The organism is Streptomyces sp. NPDC035033 (assembly GCF_040636735.1).
GTDB lineage: Bacteria > Actinomycetota > Actinomycetes > Streptomycetales > Streptomycetaceae > Streptomyces.
In genome coordinates this window covers 1-20,472 of record NZ_JBEZUZ010000113.1, presented here as the reverse complement: position 1 = coordinate 20,472, position 20,472 = coordinate 1, and the positions used below count along the sequence as shown (strand labels likewise).

The 20,472-nt window shown below is 75.7% G+C and carries 15 protein-coding genes and 1 pseudogene; 8 read left to right on the top strand and 8 right to left on the bottom strand.

The window, feature by feature from the left end; translation table 11 throughout:
• Nucleotides 1-87: 87 nt before the first annotated feature.
• Nucleotides 88-2,937, top strand: a pseudogene (locus tag AB0E83_RS31200) (hypothetical protein); the annotation flags it as partial.
• Nucleotides 2,938-3,073: 136 nt separating this feature from the next.
• Here the strand turns inward: AB0E83_RS31200 and AB0E83_RS31195 are convergent.
• On the bottom strand, nucleotides 3,074-3,418 hold the full coding sequence (locus AB0E83_RS31195) for a hypothetical protein (RefSeq protein ID WP_362119374.1): 345 nt from the start codon (nucleotides 3,416-3,418) through the stop codon (nucleotides 3,074-3,076).
• A gap of 458 nt (nucleotides 3,419-3,876) precedes the next feature.
• Between AB0E83_RS31195 and AB0E83_RS31190 the strand changes: the two genes are divergently transcribed.
• Genes AB0E83_RS31190 through AB0E83_RS31175 form a run of 4 tightly spaced genes read left to right on the top strand, consistent with a single transcriptional unit; the run spans nucleotide 3,877 to nucleotide 8,224 of the window.
• Nucleotides 3,877-6,750, top strand: a complete 2,874-nt coding sequence (locus AB0E83_RS31190; protein ID WP_362119371.1) for a nitrate- and nitrite sensing domain-containing protein — start codon at nucleotides 3,877-3,879, stop codon at nucleotides 6,748-6,750.
• Nucleotides 6,747-7,190: a roadblock/LC7 domain-containing protein gene (locus AB0E83_RS31185; protein ID WP_362119368.1), complete on the top strand. Its 444-nt coding sequence runs from the start codon at nucleotides 6,747-6,749 to the stop codon at nucleotides 7,188-7,190. The genes AB0E83_RS31190 and AB0E83_RS31185 overlap by 4 nt, the downstream gene beginning before the upstream one ends.
• A 10-nt stretch (nucleotides 7,191-7,200) precedes the next feature.
• A complete protein-coding gene (locus AB0E83_RS31180; protein ID WP_362119365.1) occupies nucleotides 7,201-7,638 on the top strand; it encodes a DUF742 domain-containing protein in 438 nt (145 codons plus the stop codon).
• A complete protein-coding gene (locus AB0E83_RS31175; protein ID WP_362119362.1) occupies nucleotides 7,619-8,224 on the top strand; it encodes an ATP/GTP-binding protein in 606 nt (201 codons plus the stop codon). Before AB0E83_RS31180 ends, AB0E83_RS31175 begins: the two co-directional genes overlap by 20 nt.
• Nucleotides 8,225-8,284: 60 nt before the next feature.
• Here the strand turns inward: AB0E83_RS31175 and AB0E83_RS31170 are convergent, their stop codons facing one another.
• The 3 genes from AB0E83_RS31170 to AB0E83_RS31160 form a co-directional block, all read right to left on the bottom strand.
• The gene (locus AB0E83_RS31170; RefSeq protein WP_362119359.1) at nucleotides 8,285-9,472 is read right to left on the bottom strand and encodes a lipid-transfer protein; all 1,188 of its coding nucleotides are present in this window, start codon (nucleotides 9,470-9,472) and stop codon (nucleotides 8,285-8,287) included.
• Nucleotides 9,469-9,933, bottom strand: coding sequence for a zinc ribbon domain-containing protein (locus tag AB0E83_RS31165; protein ID WP_362119356.1), 465 nt, complete (start codon nucleotides 9,931-9,933; stop codon nucleotides 9,469-9,471). The genes AB0E83_RS31170 and AB0E83_RS31165 overlap by 4 nt, the downstream gene beginning before the upstream one ends.
• Nucleotides 9,934-10,014: 81 nt before the next feature.
• Complete coding sequence (locus AB0E83_RS31160) at nucleotides 10,015-10,827, bottom strand: M15 family metallopeptidase (protein ID WP_362119353.1); 813 nt, start codon at nucleotides 10,825-10,827, stop codon at nucleotides 10,015-10,017.
• Between the two features lie 60 nt (nucleotides 10,828-10,887).
• Between AB0E83_RS31160 and AB0E83_RS31155 the strand changes: the two genes are divergently transcribed.
• The gene (locus AB0E83_RS31155) at nucleotides 10,888-11,406 is read left to right on the top strand and encodes an NUDIX domain-containing protein (protein ID WP_362119350.1); all 519 of its coding nucleotides are present in this window, start codon (nucleotides 10,888-10,890) and stop codon (nucleotides 11,404-11,406) included.
• 16 nt (nucleotides 11,407-11,422) lie between these two features.
• Here the strand turns inward: AB0E83_RS31155 and AB0E83_RS31150 are convergent, their stop codons facing one another.
• Nucleotides 11,423-12,232: a DUF4253 domain-containing protein gene (locus AB0E83_RS31150; RefSeq protein WP_362119347.1), complete on the bottom strand. Its 810-nt coding sequence runs from the start codon at nucleotides 12,230-12,232 to the stop codon at nucleotides 11,423-11,425.
• Between the two features lie 52 nt (nucleotides 12,233-12,284).
• Nucleotides 12,285-14,633, bottom strand: coding sequence for a TIM-barrel domain-containing protein (locus AB0E83_RS31145; protein ID WP_362119344.1), 2,349 nt, complete (start codon nucleotides 14,631-14,633; stop codon nucleotides 12,285-12,287).
• A gap of 213 nt (nucleotides 14,634-14,846) precedes the next feature.
• Between AB0E83_RS31145 and AB0E83_RS31140 the strand changes: the two genes are divergently transcribed.
• Nucleotides 14,847-16,826 (top strand): acetoacetate--CoA ligase, encoded by a 1,980-nt coding sequence (locus tag AB0E83_RS31140; RefSeq protein ID WP_362119341.1) that lies wholly within the window; start codon nucleotides 14,847-14,849, stop codon nucleotides 16,824-16,826.
• Nucleotides 16,827-16,877: 51 nt separating this feature from the next.
• Here AB0E83_RS31140 and AB0E83_RS31135 read toward each other — a convergent pair whose 3' ends face one another.
• Together AB0E83_RS31135 and AB0E83_RS31130 are read right to left on the bottom strand one after the other, a co-directional pair.
• On the bottom strand, nucleotides 16,878-17,903 hold the full coding sequence (locus tag AB0E83_RS31135; protein ID WP_362119338.1) for a CU044_5270 family protein: 1,026 nt from the start codon (nucleotides 17,901-17,903) through the stop codon (nucleotides 16,878-16,880).
• Entirely contained in the window at nucleotides 17,900-18,559 is a 660-nt protein-coding gene (locus AB0E83_RS31130) for an RNA polymerase sigma factor (protein ID WP_362119335.1), read from the bottom strand. Before AB0E83_RS31130 ends, AB0E83_RS31135 begins: the two co-directional genes overlap by 4 nt.
• A 134-nt stretch (nucleotides 18,560-18,693) precedes the next feature.
• Here AB0E83_RS31130 and AB0E83_RS31125 point away from each other — a divergent pair.
• The coding region (locus AB0E83_RS31125; RefSeq protein WP_362119332.1) for a hypothetical protein at nucleotides 18,694-20,472 on the top strand (1,779 nt) is incomplete at its 3' end.

Genomic DNA, 20,472 nt, shown 5'->3' with positions numbered 1-20,472 from the left:
GCAGCTCCTGGGGGTAGGGGTCGTTGTGGGTGCGGGTGAGCGGCGTCCTGGGGGGGGTGTCGCCCGCGGCGGCGCGGGGGGCGCCGGCGCCGCGCCGCCGAGGCCCTGGCCGGCGAGGAGCGCCTCGCCGAACTCCTCGGCCTGCCCGGCGCCGGCGCCCCCCGCGCCGACGAGGGCGACTCCGCCCCGTGGACGCCGCTCTCCGTCACCGACTTCGACCGGTACGCCGAGGAGCTGCGCCGCCTGCTCGACGGGGCCGTCTCCTCCGCCGAGCGCCAGCTCTTCGACCTGCGCACGGCCGCCGCCGACGACTCCCGCATCCTCGGCGCCCTCGGCGACGGCGGCCTGCTGCCGCCCGGCCCCGACGTGCTGGCCACCGTCGAGTTCCTCGGCGAGCACGGCATCCCAGCCCTCCCCGGCTGGCGCTACCTCGCCCAGTCCGTCGACCCCGCCGACCACGCGCGCGTGCTCGCCGCCCGCCCCGAACTCGTCGACGGCGTCGTCATCACCGACCCCGTCTCCTACGGGCGGGCCCGCGAGGTCCTCGGCTCCGCCGCCCTGCTGCCCCGCTCCGCCGTCGCCGTCGGCACCGCCGCCGCCCTCCTCGCCCCCGTACCGGCGCAGGACCCGGGCAGTGATGACGGCACCGGCGTCCACAGCGTCTTTCTCGTGCCGCCGAACCCGGCCATGCACGACGAGCACGCCGCCGACGAGGAGCGGCAGGCGCTGCGCGCGCGGGCCGCCGCCCGCGACGAGGAGATCCGCGCCCTCGCCGCCCGGCTCGCCGGCGACCGCGCCCTCGCCGCCCGGATCGGCGCCTGGCGCGCCGACTGCCCGCCCGGCATGCTCACCGAACTCGCCACCGCCGCCGCCGGCGCCCGCGAGGCCGCCGAGACCGCCGCCTCGGCCCTCGAAGAGGCCCGCGCCGCCCGCGCGGAGGCCGAGGAGACCGCCGCCGAGGCCCTCGCCGTCCGCGACGAGCGCCAGGAGGCCGCCCAGCGCGCCCGCCGGGTCGCCGACGCCCTCGCCGGCCTCGCCTTCCGGCTCCGCGAGCGCTCCGCCTGGCAGGCCAAGCTCCGCGAGCTCGCCGACGACGCCGCCGAGGCCGAGGCCCGCGCCCAGACCTGCCTGGAGCGCGCGCGTGCCGCCGACGAGGACCGCCGGGCCGCCCAGCGCGCCGCCGACGACGCCCACCGCACCGCCCGCGCGCTGCGCGCCGAGCGCGCCGAGATCGCGGGCGCCCCCGACCAGCTGCCGGAGGCGGACGCCGACGCGCCCCGCACCGCCCTCCCCACCCTCCGGGAGGCCTACCGGGCCGCCTCCCAGGTGTACGAGAAGGTCGGCGTCGGCGCCGACCTGCGCGCCGAGCAGGCCCGCGCCGAGAGCGACGAGTCCGCCGCCCTCGCCGAACTGGACCGGCTCACCAACAAGGTCCGCACCCGCGCCGAACAGCTCCTGGAGTCCACCGACGGCGCCGACGGCCCGTCCCGGCAGGCCGCCGCCGCCCGCGCCGAGTCCCTGGTGCAGATGCTGGAGTCGCGCGCCTCCGAGGCGAGCGAGAAGCTCGGCCGGCTGCGCGGTGAGGCCGAGCGGCTCGCCCCCGAGGACGGCGAGGCCCACACCGAGCTGCCCGAGGAGCTGGTCCCGGCCGACGCCGACGGGGCGCAGGCCCTGCTGCGTACCGCGAGCGCGGAGCTCGCCGCCCGCGGCGACGCCCTGGACGCGGCCCGCGCCGCCCACGCCGGGCTGCTGCGCGACCACCGGGCCGCCGAGGACGCGGCCGGCGGCTTCGACGAGACGGCCGCGCTCCTGCGCGACCTGCTGCGCGACCACGCGGAGGAGGAGCCGGAGGAGCAGGAGCCGTACCCCGGCACCCTGGAGGAGGCCCGGACCGCGGCCGGCGAGGCCCGGCGGGCGCTGCGCGCCTGCACCGCCGAGCTGTCCGCCGCCGACGCCGCCGTCCGCGAGGCGAGCGACATCCTCGTCCGGCACGCCAACTCCACCCGCTACGAGCAGGTCCGCACCCCGGCCCGCCAGCAGATCCGCGAACTGCCCGCCTCCGCGCTGCCCGAGCACGCCGCCAAGTGGGCCGAGGCGTTCGCCCCGCGCCTGCGCGTCCTCACCGACGAGCTGGCCCAGCTGGAGCGCAACCGCGACTCGATCGTGGACCGGCTGCGCGGCCTCGTGGAGACCTCGCTGGCCACCCTCCGCTCCGCCCAGCGGCTCTCCCGGCTCCCCGAGGGGCTGGGGGAGTGGTCGGGCCAGGAGTTCCTGCGGATCCGCTTCGAGGAGCCCGACCAGGCCACCCTCACCGAGCGGCTCGGCGAGGTCGTCGACGAGGCGACCCGCGCCGCCGTGAGGAAGAACTCCGACCTGCGCCGCGACGGCATGTCGCTGCTGCTGCGCGGGGTGCAGGCGGCGCTCGAACCGAAGGGGGTCGCCGTCGAGATCCTCAAGCCGGACGCGGTGCTGCGCGCCGAGCGGGTGCCGGTCGGGCAGATGGGCGACGTCTTCTCCGGCGGCCAGCTGCTCACCGCGGCCATCGCCCTGTACTGCACGATGGCGGCGCTCCGCTCCAACGACCGGGGCCGGGACAAGCACCGGCACGCGGGCACGCTGTTCCTCGACAACCCGATCGGCCGGGCCAACGCCACGTACCTGCTGGAGCTCCAGCGGGCCGTGTCGGACGCGCTCGGCGTCCAGCTGCTCTACACCACCGGCCTCTTCGACACCACGGCGCTGGCCGAGTTCCCGCTGGTGATCCGGCTGCGCAACGACGCCGACCTGCGGGCCGGCCTGAAGTACATCAGCGTCGAGGAGCACCTGCGCCCCGGCCTGCCGCAGCCGGCCTCCGAGGGCGAGACGATCCACGGCGAGATCACGGCGACCCGGATGTTCCGCCGGCACCAGGACGAGGAGGCGCCGGCGCCGCTGTAGACGCGCGGAAGGCCCGGACCCCTCGGGGGTCCGGGCCTTCTTTCCGTTCTCCCAGGCGACCCGTTCTCTCGGCCGACCCGTGCTTTCAGGCGACCCGTACTCTCAGGCGACCCGTGCTTTCAGGCGGCCCGTGCTCTCAGGCGACCCGCTCTTCCGCGACCCGCTCGCGGCGCCCCGGGTAGGCGGTGCTGCTCGGCTCGGAGACCACGCCGCCCCGCTGCCGCCAGACCTGGCGGGTGATCCAGATGTCCAGCACGCTCCAGGTGGCCACGACGGTCGCGACCACGGCCGCGATCGTCATCGGGTAGGCCAGCCAGGAGCCGGTGACCGAGGTGAGGAAGGCGACCACGGCCAGGATGATCGTCACCGACGCGATCATCACCGCCCGCACCGCCGCGTTCCGCACCGGGTCCGGCATCCTCCGCAGTCCGCGCTCGTCCTCCACCCACAACTGACGCGCGGTCCGCGTCTCGTCTTCCATGTTCTGTCACTCCCCACCACACGACGCTCTCAGGGGTGGCTGCCCGGTCCCGGCGGATCTACACGGCGCGCGGTCGGCGCGCGGCCCGACCGTCCGTCCGCGGACAGGGCGTTCCCCCGTACTTCATGACGCTCCGGACAGGGAAAAGGTTTCCCCACTTCACCCGGCATCGCGAGCGGAACGAATGATTCCAGCCATTGCGGGCAGGGCGTGAAATGGTGCATCGTCAAGTGTCCTGCGCCACAGTGACCGATCCGAACTCCTGGAATACCAGGACATCTCCTGATCAACGCTCACTCGGCAGGCTGAAAATCGCCCAGACACACCTTCGAGAAGGTCGTGATGCAGTAGTAGGCTCACGCCGCCGTTTGTTGAAACCGAAGGTTGACGCGCCGTGTTGACGCGGCGACGCCGTTCGAGGGACCTCCGTGGCCGCGGAGGCCGTACTGGGGGAGGCCATGCGCTTTCGCGGGAAGTCCATCCGCCGGAAGATCGTGGCGCTGCTCCTCGTACCGCTCGTCTCCCTCACCGGCCTCTGGGGCTTCGCCACGGTCCTCACCGGACGCGAGGCCGACCAGCTCCTCGACGTCGGCTACATCGTCGACAAGGTCGGCTACCCCCTCGAGGACACGGCCCGGGTCATCCAGCTCGAACGCCGCCAGTCCCTCGTCTACCTGGCGGACCCGCGCGGCTCCGAGGCGCTGACCCAGCTCCGCGAGGCCCGCCTCGCCACCGACCGCCAGATCGCCCGCATCCGCGCCAACGCCGAGGACCCCGGCGTGCGCGAGGAGATGCGCCCGGTCACCACCCAGAAGCTCAACTCGCTGCTCACCGCCTTCGGCGAGCTCGAATCCCTGCGCCGCTCGGTCGAGCGCCGCAGCATCGGCCGGCTCCAGGCCCTGGACTTCTACAACCGGCTCGTCGACCCCTGCTACAGCTTCCTCGTCACCCTCCACGCGCTGGAGAACGTGGAGATGGACAAGCAGGGCCGCGCCCTCGTCGGCATCACCCGCGCCCGCGAACTCCTCTCCCGCGAGGACGCCCTCGTCCTCTCCGCCCTCGTCGCCGACCGGATCACCGCCCAGGAGATCCGGGCCGTCTCCGACCTCGTCGCCGGCCGCAAGCAGTACTACGAGGTCAACCTCGAACTCCTCCCCGCCTCCGAGCGGCAGCGCTACGAGCAGTACTGGCGCAGCCCCGAGACCGCGGCGCTGCGCACCGCCGAGGAGGACTTCATCGAGGAGGGCCCGACCGAGCGGCCGCGGGCCGTCACCGCCGCGTACTGGCAGGACGAGGCCAGCCCCGTCCTTGACGAGCTCGCCCGCGCGAACACCGCCGCCGGCGACCGCTACCAGGAGCGCGTCCAGCCCGCCGCGTACAGCGTCCTGCTCAAGGCGGGCGTCGCCGGCGTCCTCGGCTTCCTCGCGCTCCTCGCCTCCGTCGGCATCTCGGTCCGCGTCGGCCGCTCCCTCGTCCGCGACCTGCGCCGCCTCCAGAAGGAGTCCCAGGAGGTCTCCGGCGTCCGCCTGCCCAGCGTCATGCGCCGCCTCGCCGCCGGCGAGCACGTCGACGTCGAGACCGAGGTCCCCCACCTGAAGTACGGCGAGGACGAGGTCGGCCAGGTCGGCCAGGCCCTCAACACCCTCCAGCGCGCCGCCGTCGAGGCCGCCGTCAAACAGGCGGAGCTGCGCCGCGGCGTCTCCGAGGTCTTCGTCAACCTCGCCCGCCGCAACCAGGTCCTGCTCCACCGTCAGCTCACCCTGCTCGACACCATGGAGCGGCGCACCGAGGACACCGAGGAGCTCGCGGACCTCTTCCGCCTCGACCACCTCACCACCCGCATGCGCCGCCACGCCGAGGGCCTGGTGATCCTCTCCGGCGCCGCCCCCTCCCGCCAGTGGCGCAAGCCCGTGCAGCTCATGGACGTGGTCCGGGCCGCCGTCGCCGAGGTCGAGGACTACGAGCGGATCGAGGTCCGCCGGCTGCCCCGGCTCGGCGTCGGCGGCCCCGCCGTCGCCGACCTCACCCACCTCATCGCCGAACTCCTGGAGAACGCCACCGTCTTCTCGCCCCCGCACACCGCCGTCCAGGTCCTCGGCGAGCGCGTCGCCAACGGCTTCACCCTGGAGATCCACGACCGCGGCCTCGGCATGAGCCCCGACGTGCTCCTCGACGCCAACCTGCGGCTCGCGGAGACCCCCGAGTTCGAGCTCTCCGACACCGACCGCCTCGGCCTCTTCGTGGTCAGCCGGCTCGCCCAGCGCCAGAACGTCCGCGTCTCGCTCCAGACCTCCCCGTACGGCGGCACCACCGCGGTCGTCTTCATCCCGGCCGCGCTGCTCACCGACGCCCCCGAGACCCAGGGCGCGGGCTTCCGCCTCGACCGCACGAGCCTGGACCCCCGCACCCCGGACGCCTCCGGCGGATCCCGTACGACCTCCGGGGCGGTGGCCGGCGTCCTCGGCGAGGCCCCCCTCCCGCAGCGGCGGCCCGCCCTCGCGCGCGTGCCGGATCTGGCGGACGTGACGGGCCCGGTGGGCCCGGGGACCGGCGCCGACGGCCCGGGCAGGGCGCTCGACCTCCCCCTGGACGGCCCGGTCGAACTGGAGCCCCCGCTCGGCCCCGAGGACATCGGGACGCTCCTCGACCGCTCCGCCGACCTCCTCGACAGCGACAGCGAGCGCGGCGGCCTCTTCCGCCCCCAGCGCCGCCGCACCGGCCTCGTGCCGGCCGGCGAGCAGCACCAGCAGGCCCCCGACCAGGCCGGCGGCCACGGCGAGGACGACCCGGCCGGCGAGGACGCCGGCCACGGCCCGGTGCCGCTGCCGCGCCGCCGCCCGCCGACCCTGGTCGTCGACCGCGGCCGCCGGCTCGACGAGCCCGGCCGCACCCACCCCGCCCCCGGCGCGGGCCGCGACGAGGAGCACCGGACGCCGCCGCGCGCCACCGGGCCCACGCTCGTGCCCGTACGCCCGGACGGCGCCGACGCCACCCGTACGGCACCGGCGCCGCAGGCCCGGGCCCGGGCCGGGGCACCGGCTCCCGAACCCGCCGACGCGCCCGTACCGCTCGACGGACTGCCGCGCCGGGTCCGGCAGGCCAGCCTCGTCCCGCAGCTGCGGGAGCCCGAGCGCCCGGCCGACGGGACCGGCACCGGCGCCGCGCCGACCGACGGACCCGGCCCCGCCGGGGACGACTTCGAGCGCGACGCCGAGGAGGTCCGGGCCCGCATGGCCGCCATGCAGCGCGGCTGGCAGCGCGGACGCCGGCACGGCTCCGGCCCGGACGACACCACAGCACACGGAACGACACCCGAGGGGGACGGTCGATGACCGCACCGAACGCCGCAGCAACCACCGGCGGCTCCGTCAACGGCAACGGCGAGCTGAACTGGCTCCTCGACGAACTGGTCCAGCGCGTCGCCGCCATCCGCAAGGCCCTGGTGCTGTCCAGCGACGGCCTGCCCACCGGCGCGTCGAAGGACCTGAGCCGTGAGGACGGCGAGCACCTCGCCGCCGTCGCCTCCGGCTTCCACAGCCTCGCCAAGGGCGTCGGCCGCCACTTCGAGGCGGGCAGGGTCCGCCAGACCGTGGTCGAGCTGGAGGACGCCTTCCTCTTCGTCACCGCCGCGGGCGACGGCAGCTGCCTCGCCGTCCTCGCCGACGCCGACTCCGACGTCGGCCAGGTCGCCTACGAGATGACCCTCATGGTCAAGCGGGTCGGCACCCACCTCGGCACGGCCCCCCGGACCGGTCTGCCCACGGGAGGGTGAGCCGCCCCGCATGAGTGACGCAGCCGAGCGCGACCAGCCCGACCAGGACGTCCCCGGCCGGCGGACGGCCGCCCCCCACCACTGGTACGACGACGAGGCGGGGCCGGTCGTCCGCCCGTACGCGATGACCCGGGGCCGGACCAGCGCCGCCGGCCGGCACCGGCTCGACCTCATCGCGGTGGTGGTCCCCGAGCCCGCCGCCGACGACCCCGGCCGCGACCAGACGCTCTCCCCGGAACACGTGGAGATCGTCGAACGCTGCTCCGAGCAGCCCCAGTCGATCGCCGAGCTCGCCGCCGGACTCGACCTCCCCGTCGGGGTGGTCCGCGTCCTGGTCGGCGACCTCGTCGACGAGGAACTCGTGCACGTGACCCGCCCCGTTCCGCCGGCCCAGCTGCCGGACGTGAGCATCCTCCGCGAGGTGATCAATGGCCTTCGGGCGCTCTAGCCGCAAGAAGCCCCCCGTCGAACCGGTGACCCTGAAGATCCTGGTCGCGGGCGGCTTCGGAGTCGGCAAGACGACGCTGGTCGGCGCGGTCAGCGAGATCCGGCCGCTGCGGACCGAGGAGGTCCTCACCGAGGCCGGCCGGCCGGTCGACGACCTGCACGGCGTCGAGTCCAAGACGACCACCACGGTCGCCATGGACTTCGGCCGGATCACGCTCCGCGAGGACCTCGTCCTGTACCTGTTCGGCACCCCCGGCCAGGACCGCTTCTGGTTCCTCTGGGACGAGCTGGCCCAGGGCGCGCTCGGCGCGGTCGTGCTCGCCGACACCCGCCGCCTGGAGGACAGCTTCGCCGCCATCGACTACTTCGAGCGGCGCGGCATCCCCTTCACGGTGGCCGTCAACTGCTTCGAGGGCGCCCGCCGCTACCCGACGGAGACCGTGCGGGCGGCGCTCGACCTCGACCCCGAGGTCGAGCTGGTGATGTGCGACGCCCGCGACCGCGAGTCGGTCAAGAACGTCCTCGTCGCCGTCGTCGAGCACGCCCTGGTCCTCGCCGACCGGGACCACGAACCGGTCGCCCCCTGAGCGGTACGGCTCCCGGCCGCCACGCGCGCGTGGCGGCCCCGTACGGCTCCGGCGGCGGGCTCAGCGCACCGCCACCACCGCCGACCCGTGCCCGAACAGGCCCTGGTTGGCGGTGATCCCGGCCCGCGCCCCCGGCACCTGCCGGTCGCCGGCCGTGCCCCGCAGCTGCCAGGTCAGCTCGCAGACCTGCGCGATCGCCTGCGCGGGCACGGCCTCCCCGAAGGAGGCGAGCCCGCCGCTGGTGTTCACCGGCAGCGCGCCGCCGAGCCGGGTCACCCCGTCCCGGAGCAGCTTGGCGCCCTCGCCGGGCCCGCACAGCCCGATGTCCTCGTACCACTCCAGTTCCAGCGCGGTGGACAGGTCGTACACCTCGGCCAGCGACAGGTCCTCCGGGCCGAGCCCCGCCTCCTCGTACGCCGCCCGCGCGATCGAGGCGCGGAAGGCGTGCGGCGCGGGCGCGAGCGCGGTGGTGGAGTCGGTCGCGATGTCGGGCAGGTCGAGCACCGCCTCGGGGTAGGCGGGGGAGACCGTCGACACCGCCCGGATCCGCACCGGATCGGGGTGCCCGTGCCGGCGCGCGAACTCCACGCTGGACAGCACGAGCGCCGCCCCGCCGTCCGAGGTGGCGCAGACGTCGAGCAGCCGCAGCGGATCGGCCACGACCGGCGAGGCTGCGACCTCCCCGGCCGTGACCGGCTCGCGGTAGCGGGCCAGCGGGTTGAGCGCCCCGGCCGCCGCGTTCTTCACCTTGACCCGGGCGAAGTCCTCGACGGTGTCGCCGTACAGGGCCATCCGGCGGCGGGCGTACAGCGCGAAGTACGCGGGATTGGTGGCGCCCAGGATCCGGAACCGCAGCCAGTCCGGGTCGTCGGGCCGCTCCCCGCCGGCCGGTGCGAAGAAGCCCTTGGGGGTGGAGTCCGCGCCGACGACGAGGACCGCGTCGGCGAGCCCGGCCAGGATCTGCGCGCGGGCCGCGCCGATGGCCTGGGCGCCCGAGGCACAGGCGGCGTACACGCTGGTGACCCGCGCCCCCTGCCGGCCGAGCGCCCGCGCGAAGGTCGCCCCGGCCACGTATCCCGGATATCCGCACCGCACGGTGTCGGCCCCGACGATGGATCCGATGTCCGACCACCGGACGCCCGCGTCGGCGAGCGCGGCGCGGGCGGCGGCGGTCCCGTACGAGACGAAGCTCCGCCCCCACTTGCCCCAGGGGTGCATCCCGGCCCCGATGACGGCGATGTCGTTCACGCGCGCCCCTCCGTCCCCACGGGCCGCCACCGCCAGGTGGTCCACACGTGCTCGGCGTCCTCGTTCAGGACCCCGGGCACCACCTCGACCTCCATCCCCACCGCCAGGTCCGCGGTCCGCACGCCGGGTGCGGCCTGCCCGAGCACCACCATCCCCTCCGCGGCGAGCTCGACCGCGACCAGCGTGAACGGCTCCCAGGGCGCGTCCGGATCGGAGACGTACGGGGCGGGCGGCCGGTACCGAGCGTCGGTGTACGACCACACCCGCCCGCGCGGCGAGAGCGGCGTCTCGTCGAGCGTGCCGCCGCCCGCGCAGCGCGGGTTGCGGCAGGCGTCGTCCTCGCGCGGGAAGAACACCGCCGCGCAGGCCGAGCACCGGGTGCCGAGGAGCCGGAACTCCCCGTCCGGGACGGTGTCGTCGGTGAACCAGCCGGCCACCACCGGCCTGCGCGTCCGTGTCATCCCCGCTCCTCCCGCACTGATCTGACGAAGCGTCAGAACTCTGCGGCGAGTCTGGCACGGGCCTCCCGGAGGCGGAAGACGTCAGTGCCCGGCCACCGACCGGCGCGCCACCGGGAAGTCGAAGTACGTCGACGGGAACGGCTCCGGCTTGTACGTGAAGTGCCACCACTCCTCCGGCAGGTTCACGAACCCCTCCGCCGCCAGCACCCCCTTCAGCAGCTGCCGGTTGGCCCGCTGCTCGCCCGTGATCCTCGGGTCGTCGGTGTGCGAGAGCGTGTCGAAGCAGTCGTACCCGGTCCCCATGTCGACCGAGCTGTCCGGGAACCGCTCCTCACGCGGCGCGGTGCAGGACGTCAGCTCCTCGCCCGGCACGTACGCGCGCGTGCGTGCCGCCGGCAGCCGCACGACCGTCAGGTCCACCGTCGAACCCCGGCTGTGCCCGGACTTCTCCGCGATGTACCCGTCGGCGAACAGCCGTTCCTTGGCCACCAGCGGATAGAACTCCGCCTTCATCCGCTCGTCCGCCAGGTCCTCGGCCCACCGCACGAAGTGGTCCACCGCCCGCTGCGGCCGGTAGCAGTCGTACACCTTCAACGTGTAGCCCCGGGCCAGCAGCCGCGTCTGCGCCCGGTGCAGCGCCTCGGCCGCCGGCCTGGTCAGCACGCACAGGGGCTGCCGGTAGCCGTCGATCGGCTCGCCCACGAAGTTGTGGGGCGTGGTGTACCGCATCTCCTGAAGGATCGTCCGGTCCACCGAGTCCAGCGCCACGAACTCCCGCGGCGCCTTCGGCTCCGGCACGGCGACGGCGGGGGAGGCGGCGGAGCCGGCGAACGCGAGCAGCGAGGCCGCGCCCGTGACGGCGAGGGTGCGGAGCGCAGAGGCAAGTCCAGTCATGCGCACCGGGTCTACCAGTTCCGCCCCCGCCGGGAAACCCCCGTCGCGTACGGTCCCCCCGTGACCGATACCGCGCCCGTCCCCCACTCCCACTGCTCGGCCTGCGGAGCCCCCTACCCGGCCGGCACCGCCGCCTGGCCCCGCACCTGCCCGGCCTGCGCCACCACCGCCTACCGCAACCCCCTCCCGGTGGCCGTGGCCCTCCTCCCGGTCACGGGCCCGGAGGGCACCGGCCTGCTCGCCGTCACCCGCGCCATCCACCCCGGCCACGGCGGCACCGCCCTCCCCGGCGGCTTCATCGACCACGGCGAGGACTGGCGCACCGCCGTCGTCCGCGAACTCCGCGAGGAGACCGGCCTGGACGTGCCGGCCGACCGGGTCCGCCTCGCCGACGTCCTCTGCTCCGGCGAGCACCTCCTGGTCTTCGGCCTCCTCCCGCCCGTGCCGGCGGACTCCCTCCCCGCCTTCGCCCCGACCCCGGAGACCTCCGCCCGCCTCGTCGTCCCGGAACCGCGCGAACTGGTCTTCCCCCTCCACACCGAGGCCATGGGGAAGTGGTTCGCGGGCGCGTACGGCTGACCCCCGGCCCCGCCCCTCAGTCCCACCAGAAGGTCCACGCGTCCGCCCCCACCAGATGCCCGGCGTACGCGACGAGGTCGGTGGCGTGCCCCTGCCACACGTTGTCGGGGCAGAAGGCGAAGTGCTCGGCGGCGACCGGCAGGGCCTCCTCCAGGGTGGCCGGGGGAGCCGCCACGGAGAGCCGCAGCGTGTCGAACCCGACCGCGAACACCCGCGCCCCGAAGCGGCGTTCCCAGTCGGCGACGACCGCGGCGATCCGCGCCGTGTCGTTCTCGTGGTTGGCCGGCCCCGACCAGCCCGCGACGACGAGCGCCTCCGCCCCGGAGCCGGCCTCGACCAGCCCCAGGCGCGCCTCGGCTCCGAAGGACAGCAGCGCCTCCGCGTGCTCCTCCGCCAGCCGGTCGGGGTCCTCCGCGGGCGCCCGCCCCGGCGCGAGGCCCGGCCAGGCCGCACCGTACGGGGCGGTGACGGCGAGCCGTTCCCCGGCGGAGAGCGCGTCCTCCTCCTCGCCGGCCGAGGTGCAGCCCTCCCACCAGTGCGCCAGGACGGCCGCCGGGTCGTGGTCGGAGAGCCGGGACGCCTCCCCGGGGAACAGCTCGCCCGACGCCCACGGCCGGAAGTCCGCCCCCTCGCCGTCCAGCGGTTCGAGCAGCAGCGGCCACAGCCCCGTCCGCGGGTGCGCGGCCCGTATCCGCCCCCACGCCCCGAAGGGCGCGGGCGCGTCGCTCAGCCACAACGGCGGTGCCCCGCCGTCCCCTTCGTCCGCCGTCATCATGCGCCCGGCGGGCAGCCGGACGTCCTCGCCCCGCAGGGATTCCAGATCCATGCCCCGGATGCTAGGCGGAGGGTCCGACAACGCCCTCGCGCCTCCCACCCCCTCACACCCCCCGCACCCGCACCGCGACCCCCGGCTCCACCGCCCCCTCCTCCGTCACCCGCTCCACCACGACCCGCCCGTCCACGAGCCGCGACTGGTAGCGCTCGATCTCCGCCGGCTCCCAGCCGTCCCCCGTGTCCCGGACGACGAGACCACCGCCCGTCCGGCCCGCCGCCGGCGCCCACGCCTCCAGGACGAGCTCCCCGCCCTCGCCCCGCACCGGAAGGACCGCCCCCGCGCGGGCCAGCACCGGCACGCGCGCGAGGGGCGCGTCGAGGAGGACCTGCCCGGGGCCCTCGTACGCCGCGCCGGTCGCCGTGTCGTACCAGCGGCCGCGCGGCAGCCGCACCGCCCGCCGGTCCGCGCCCCGGTGCAGCACCGGCGCCACGAGCAGCGCGTCGCCCAGCAGGAAGGCGTCCTCGCACTCCCGCAGCGCCCGGTCCTCCGGCGTCCCCCACCACACCGGCCGCACATAGGGCGCGCCGGTCATCCGCGCGAGCCGGGCCAGCGTCACGAAGTACGGGTGCAACCGCTCGCGCTCGGCCAGCGCCACGCGCGCGTGCTCCAGCACCTCCGGCCCGAACTCCCACGGCTCCCGCCGCCCCGCGCCCAGCGCCGCGTGCGTCCGGAACAGCGGCAGCCACGCCCCCAGCTGGAACCACCGCAGGAACAGCTCCGGCGACGGGCTCCCGTCGAAACCGCCGACGTCCGGCCCCGAGTACGGCACCCCGCACAGCCCCAGCCCCAGCACCAGCGCGAGCGAGGCCCGCAGCCCCGGCCACCCGGTGGCCACGTCACCGGACCAGGTGCCCCCGTACCGCTGCATCCCCGCCCACCCCGCGCGCGTGAAGAGGAACGGCCGCTCCCCGGGCCGCAGCCGCCGCAGCCCCTCGTACCCGGCCCGGGCCATCAGCAGCCCGTACACGTTGTGCGCCTCCCGGTGGTCCCCGCCGCGCCCGTCCAGGTGGTGCCGGGCCGACCGGGGGAGCGTCGGGTCGCCGAAGGCCGCGAACGACGCCGGCTCGTTCATGTCGTGCCACACCCCGGAGAAGCCCTGCCGCAGCCGCTCCTCGTACAGCCCGCCCCACCACTCCCGCACCGCCGGGTCCGTGAAGTCCGGGAAGGCGCACTCCCCGGGCCACACCACCCCGTGCACCTCCTCGCCCCGCGCGTCCCGCACGAACGCCCCGGCCGCCCGCCCCTCCGCGTACAGCACGTTCCCCGGCTCCGCCGCGACCGCCGGGTCGACGATCGACACCAGCCGCACCCCCTGCCCCCGCAGCTCCTCCGCGAGCCCCGGCAGGTCGGGGAAGCGCTCCCGGTCCACCGTGAACACCCGGTGCCCGTCGTAGTGGTCGATGTCCAGGTGGACCGCGGACAGCGGCAGCCCCCGCTCCCGGTAACCGGCCACCACCCGCCGCACCTCCGCCGCGCTGCCGAACCCCCAGCGCGCGTGCTGCGGCCCCAGCGCCCACGCCGGGGGCAGCGCCGGCGCCCCGGTCAGCGCCGCCCAGTTGTGCAGCACGCGCGCGGGGGTCCCGACCACCACCCAGCAGCGCAGCGGACCGCCCTCCATCCGCACCTCGCTCGTGCCCGGCCGGTCGTGTCCCGACCCGGCGCCCTCCTCGCCCTCCGCGAGGGTCACCCGCCCGTCCCACGTGTTGTCGTGGAAGGCCAGGTGCGTCCCCGCGTCCGCGACCACGAACTGCACCGGCATCGTGATGTACAGCGGATCGTCCTCCGGCCCGAACCGCCCCTTCGGGTCCGTGTTCCACAGCCGGTACGCGCCGTCCCGCAGCCGCGGCCCCGCCGACCGCCCGCCGAGACCGAAGAACCGCGCGTCCGCCGGCACCTCCGCCCGCTGCGCCCACCGCGACGGCCCCCCGGCCACCGGCTCCCACCAGCGCGGCGGCAGGTCCCGCCGCAGCATCACCCCGCCCGGCGTGCGGATCTCCACCGCCCCGTGCCGCGAGACCGCCACCGTCACCCGCTCCGACACCACCCGCCAGCCGCCGCCCGTGTCCGGCTCCAGGACCGCCCGCGGATCCGGCTCCGGCGCCGCGCCCGCCAGCGCGTACGACGGCTCGGCCCCCGCCCCGTCCCACCCCCAGAACACCGTGCCGCCCGCCGACACGCACACCCGCAGCGACGACCGGGCGAACCGTACGATCCCCCCGCCCGGCAGAGCCTCCGCCCCCTCCGCGAGCCCCGGCACCCGGGCCCGCTCCGCCCCCCTCGGCGGCAGCGCCGACGCGTCCGCCCTCCGCTGCCGCCACGCCGCCCGTACCGTCCTGAGCCCCCGCACCGAACCGAACACCCTCACCGAACGCACCAGTCCACGACCGTCCATGAGGGCCACCCTGCCACCCACCAGCGGCGATACGAGCCTCGTTCAACCACCGTTCACCCGAGGCGGGGGCACATGTTCAACCTGCCGACCACGGGCGGGCGGCCCTGGTGCGAAAGCCGCTCCCATGGCATCGTCCTGTCAGCCGCGTCACGCGCACACCCCCGCACGTGCGCGCGACACACGCCGACCCGCGTACAGCCAGGGAGCCACCCGATGACAACTGCGCCGACCGAGCCGACCGAGCCGCTCTGGCAGCCGGACGAGGAGCGCGTCGCCCACGCCGCCGTCACCCGTTTCCAGGCGTGGGCCGCCGAACACCACGGCGCCCCCGCCGACGGCGGATACCCGGCCCTGCACCGCTGGTCCGTCGACGAGCTGGAGACCTTCTGGCGGGCCGTCGCCGAATGGTTCGACATCCGCTTCGCCACCCCCTACGCGCGCGTGCTCGGCGACCGCTCGATGCCCGGCGCCGACTGGTTCCCCGGGGCCACCCTCAACTACGCCGAGCACGCCCTGCGCGCCGCCGCCGACCGCCCCCACGACACCGCCCTCCTCCACGTCGACGAGACCCACGAGCCGACCCCGATCACCTGGGCCGAACTCCGCCGCCAGGTCGGCTCGCTCGCCGCCGAACTGCGCGCCCTCGGCGTCCGCCCCGGCGACCGCGTCAGCGGCTACCTGCCGAACGTCCCCCAGGCCGTCGTCGCCCTCCTCGCCACCGCCTCCGTCGGCGGCGTCTGGACCTCCTGCGCCCCCGACTTCGGCGCCCGCTCCGTCCTCGACCGCTTCCAGCAGGTCGAACCGGTCGTCCTCTTCACCGTCGACGGCTACCGCTACGGCGGCAAGGAGCACGACCGCCGCGACACCGTCGCCGAACTCCGCGCCGAACTCCCCACCCTCCGCGCCGTCGTCCACATCCCGCTCCTCGGCACCCCCGCCCCCGAGGGCGCCCTCGACTGGGCCGACCTCGTCGCCGCCGACGTGGAACCCGTCTTCGAGCAGGTGCCCTTCGCGCACCCCCTGTGGGTCCTGTACTCCTCCGGCACCACCGGCCTGCCGAAGGCGATCGTCCAGTCCCAGGGCGGCATCCTGATCGAGCACCTCAAGCAGCTCGGCCTCCACTGCGACCTGGGCCCCGAGGACGTCTTCTTCTGGTACACCTCCACCGGCTGGATGATGTGGAACTTCCTCGTCTCCGGCCTCCTCACCGGCACCACCGTCGTCCTGTACGACGGCAGCCCCGGCCACCCCGACACCGGCGCCCAGTGGCGCGTCGCCGAACGCACCGGCGCCACCCTGTACGGCACCTCCGCCGCCTACGTGATGGCCTGCGCCAAGGCCGACGTCCACCCCGGCCGCGACTTCGACCTGTCCGCCGTGAAGTGCGTCGCCACCACCGGCTCCCCGCTGCCGCCCGACGGCTTCCGCTGGCTCCACGACGAGGTCCGCGAGGACCTGTGGATCGCCAGCGTCAGCGGCGGCACCGACGTCTGCTCCTGCTTCGCCGGAGCCGTCCCCACCCTCCCGGTCCACATCGGCGAGCTCCAGGCCGCCGGCCTCGGCACCGACCTCCAGTCCTGGGACCCCTCCGGCAAGCCCGTCGTCGGCGAGGTCGGCGAACTCGTCGTCACCAACCCCATGCCCTCGATGCCGATCCACTTCTGGAACGACCCCGACGGCAGCCGCTACCGAGACAGCTACTTCGAGATGTTCCCCGGCGTGTGGCGCCACGGCGACTGGATCACGATCACCGACCGCGGCTCGGTCGTCATCCACGGCCGCTCCGACTCCACCCTCAACCGCCAGGGCGTCCGCATGGGGAGCGCCGACATCTACGAGGCGGTGGAACGGCTCCCCGAGATCCGGGAGTCCCTCGTCATCGGCCTGGAGGAGCCGGACGGCGGCTACTGGATGCCGCTCTTCGTCCACCTCGCCGAGGGCGCGGCCCTCGACGACGACCTGATCGCCCGGATCAGGTCCACGATCCGCGCCGAACTCTCGCCCCGCCACGTCCCCGACGAGATCATCGAGGTCCCGGGCGTCCCGCACACCCTCACCGGCAAGCGCATCGAGGTCCCCGTCAAGCGCCTTCTCCAGGGCACCCCCCTGGAGAAGGCCGTCAACGCGGGCTCCGTCGACAACCTCGACCTGCTGCGCTTCTACGAGTCCCTCGCGGCCGCCCGCCGGGGCTGACGCGCGGAAGGGGCGCCCCACGGCGGGGCGCCCCTCCCACGGCGGACCGGATCAGCCCGGCAGCTGCCCGGCCCGCGCCACCGCCGCCTTGGTGAGCACCGCGGTCTCGCTCAGCACCGTCCCGGCGGGCCCGGCGTCCGAGCCCGCGACGGCCACGGTCCGCTCACCGAGGAACGCCGAGGTCGACCGGTCGAAGACCCACTGGGTCCGCTCCCCGCCCGCCGTACGGGCCACGGCCACGCCCTCCCGGCCCGCCGCGTCCCGCGCCGACGGCACCACCTCGACGCCCGGGATCCGCGCGGCCGCCTCGAACAGCGCGGCCGTCACCTTCGGCGGCGCCCAGGTCTCGGCCAGCAGCGTCCCGATCGCCGTGAACGCCCGCTGGTCCGCGTCCCCGCCGCCGGCGCGGGTCTCCTCCCGCACCAGCCGCAACAGCGCCTCCGGATCGGTCGGCAGCCCCGCCACGAAGGCGTGCGTCGGAGCGGTCACGGACGGCGCCTCCGGCTCCAGGACCGTCCGCCGGGGCTCGGCACCGGGGCCCTCCAGCTCGTACACGGGCAGCCGCGGCGACAGCTCGGTGTCCCGGGACCCCTCCTCCCGCAGCAGCCCGGACCGGCTCCCGTCCGCCGACAGCCACACCTGCCGCCGGTGCACGGGCTCCACCACGGCGGCCCCGCCGCCCGCCGGACGCGCCGCCCGGGACACCAGGCTCTCCACGTACACGAACTCCTCGGGCCGCGCGCCCGGCGCGGCGGCTGAGGCGGCGGCGAGCGCCGCCCGCGACAGCACCGCGGCGGCCCCCTCCGCCCGCACCGCGGGACGCTGCTCACGCGGGTCCGGGGGAGCGGCGACCAGCACCGCGCCGGCCGCGATGCCGCACACCACGGCGGGCACCGCGAACCGCACGGCCCGCCGGGTCCACCACATCGCCGGCCGCGCGGGCCGCGCCGAGGCCAGCAGGGCCCGCCGCAGCTCCCGCTCCCGGTCCGGCGCGAACTCCGGTACGGGAGGCGGCGGCAGCAGCTCCGTCAGTTCGGCGCGCAGCGCGTCCTGGGGACGAGGATCGATGTCGTTCATGCCGGCTTCTCCGGGGAGGTTCGGGGGACGAGGACGGTACGGCCCGTGCTCACGGGCGGGGAGGGGGAGAGGAGGGGATCGGCACCGGCGGGGTCCGTACGCCGGCCGCGCCCGCGCCGTCCGGCGCGCAGCTCCGCCTCGGCGAGCGCACGCAGCCGCTCCCGGGCCCGCGAGAGCCGGGACCGCACCGTGCCGACGGGGACGCCCAGGGCCTCGCCCGCCGTCGCGTAGTCGAGACCGGCCCACACGACGAGTCCGAAGACCTCCCGCTCCCGCCGCCGGAGCCGGCCGAGGGCCACCCGGGCGGCCCGCAGCCGCTCCTCGTCGGCGAGCCGCGAGGCCACCGCGTCGCTGAAGTCCGGCAGCACCCCCCGGTCGGGCATCCGCGCCAGCGCGGCGTCCCGCCGGCGCGCCTCCCGGGCGGCCCCGCGCAGCACGTTGGTCGCGATGCCGAAGAGCCACGGCCGCAGGCTCCCGCCCTCGGCGCGGACCTTCCCCCGGCACCGCCAGGCCTCCAGGAAGGTGGCGGACACGACGTCCTCGGCCGCGGCCCGGTCACCGCACATCCGGTACGCGTACTGGAACAGCACGCGTGCGTGCGCGTCGTACGCCTCCCCGAGCGCGGTGGGATCCCCGGCCCGGAAACGTTCTCTCATTTCTTGTTCCACACCAGGTACTGGCTGCCGGTTCAGCCGAGTTCCCGTGACCCGCGCCACACCACCGGCCCGCCCCCGCCACCCCTGTGTCCCAGGTCACGGGAACTCCCGTCCCCCCGCGCCCAGTTCCCTGCATGAACGAAACACCGACGCCGCACCCCACGCCCCGGAACCCCGGATCCACGATCCAGAACACTGGATCCAACGTCCAGAACAGTGGATCCAACACTCGGAACATTGGATCCGACATCCAGGACCCCGGATCCAAGATCCAGGACCCCGGATCCAAGATCCAGAGCATCGGATCCAGCACGCGGAACACCGGATCCAAGATCCAGAAAACGCCCTCCACGCCCCGCGCCAAGGGCTCCAGGATCCGCCCCGCCCTCGCCCTGGCCGCCGCCCTCACGGCCACGGCCTTCACCGCTCCGCCCGCCACCCCGGCCTCCGCCGCCCGGAACGAGACGGTCGCCCTGACCCTCCGCCACCTCGACCGCACCGGCGCCCCGACCTCCGCCTACAGCACCCAGGTCACCGGTGTCTCCGGCGCGGGCGCGGACGTCGAGGAGCACCCCCACGACCCTTCCGGTACCGTCACCGTCCGCCTGCCCAAGGGCCGTTACCTCCTCGACTCGCAGGTGTACCCCCAGCGCGAGGGCGCCGGCACCGACTGGATCGTCCAGCCCCGCCTCGACCTCGACCGCGACACGACCGTCACCATCGACGCCCGCACCACGTCCCCCATCGACGTGCGCCCGCCCGAGGCCGGTGCCCAGCCCCGGCACGCCATGTCGTCCGTGCGGGTCAGCCACGGCGGACAGACCCGCTCCACGCACCTGATGTCCTCGGCGACCGGCCTGCGCGTGGCCCACCTCGGCCCCGCCGCCGAACCCGGCTCCGTGACGGCCTCGTTCGACAGCTACTGGATCGGCGAGCGGTCCGACTACGGCCTCGGCTACAGCTTCAGCTCCGGCCGCTCCCTCACCGGCTTCGTCCGCAGGCCCGCCGCCGGCGACCTGGCCACGCTCACGGCCCGCGCGGCCGACCGGGACGGCGCCGGCGGCACCGGCTCCGTCGCGGTCCAGCCGTCCGAGGGCACCACCGTCGGCCTCGCCGCGGAACTCGCCCGCCCCGGCGCCGCGACCTTCCACGTCACCCCCGAACGCGGCGCCTGGGACATCCTGTACACCACGCCCGGCACGCCGGAGACGCCGCCCAACCTGTACGAGGCACAGGACGTTCCGGTCCGCGCCGGCGTCACCACCACCCACACCTTCGACAACGCCGTCCTCGGCCCCGCGCTCCCGTCCACCGGCTCGCCCGCCGGCGTCCGCGACGGCGACCGGCTCGCCCTCGACCTGCCGCTGCTCGCCGACGGCGAGGGCCACGCCCCCTCCGACCCGGTCTTCCGCTCGGCCGCCACGACCCTCCACCGCGACGGCGTCCTCGTCGGCACCCACCGGGGCACCCCGGGCCGGGCCTCCTTCACCCTCGACGCCCCCGACCGGGCCCGCTACCGCCTCACCGCCACCGCCCTGCACGGCACCGGAACCCACGCGGGCCGCACCACCGCCGTCTGGACCTTCGACTCCGCCGCGACCACGGCCCCGGCCGCGCTCCCGCTGAGCGCCGTCCGCTTCACCCCGCCGCTCGCCCTCGACGGCACGGCCCCCGCCGGAACGGACCTCCGCGTCCCGGTCACGGTCCAGGGCCCCGCCGCGGGCCGGGGGACGCGCTCCCTCCGCGTCCGGGTCTCGGTCGACGGCGGCACCACCTGGACCGACACCCCGGTCACGAACGGCGCCGTCGTGGTCCGCACCGCCCCCTCGGGATCCACCTCGTTCCGCAGCGACTGGAAGCTGCCGATGACCACGGCGGGCGAGGCCCACTCCCAGACCCGCAGGGTGGGGGCC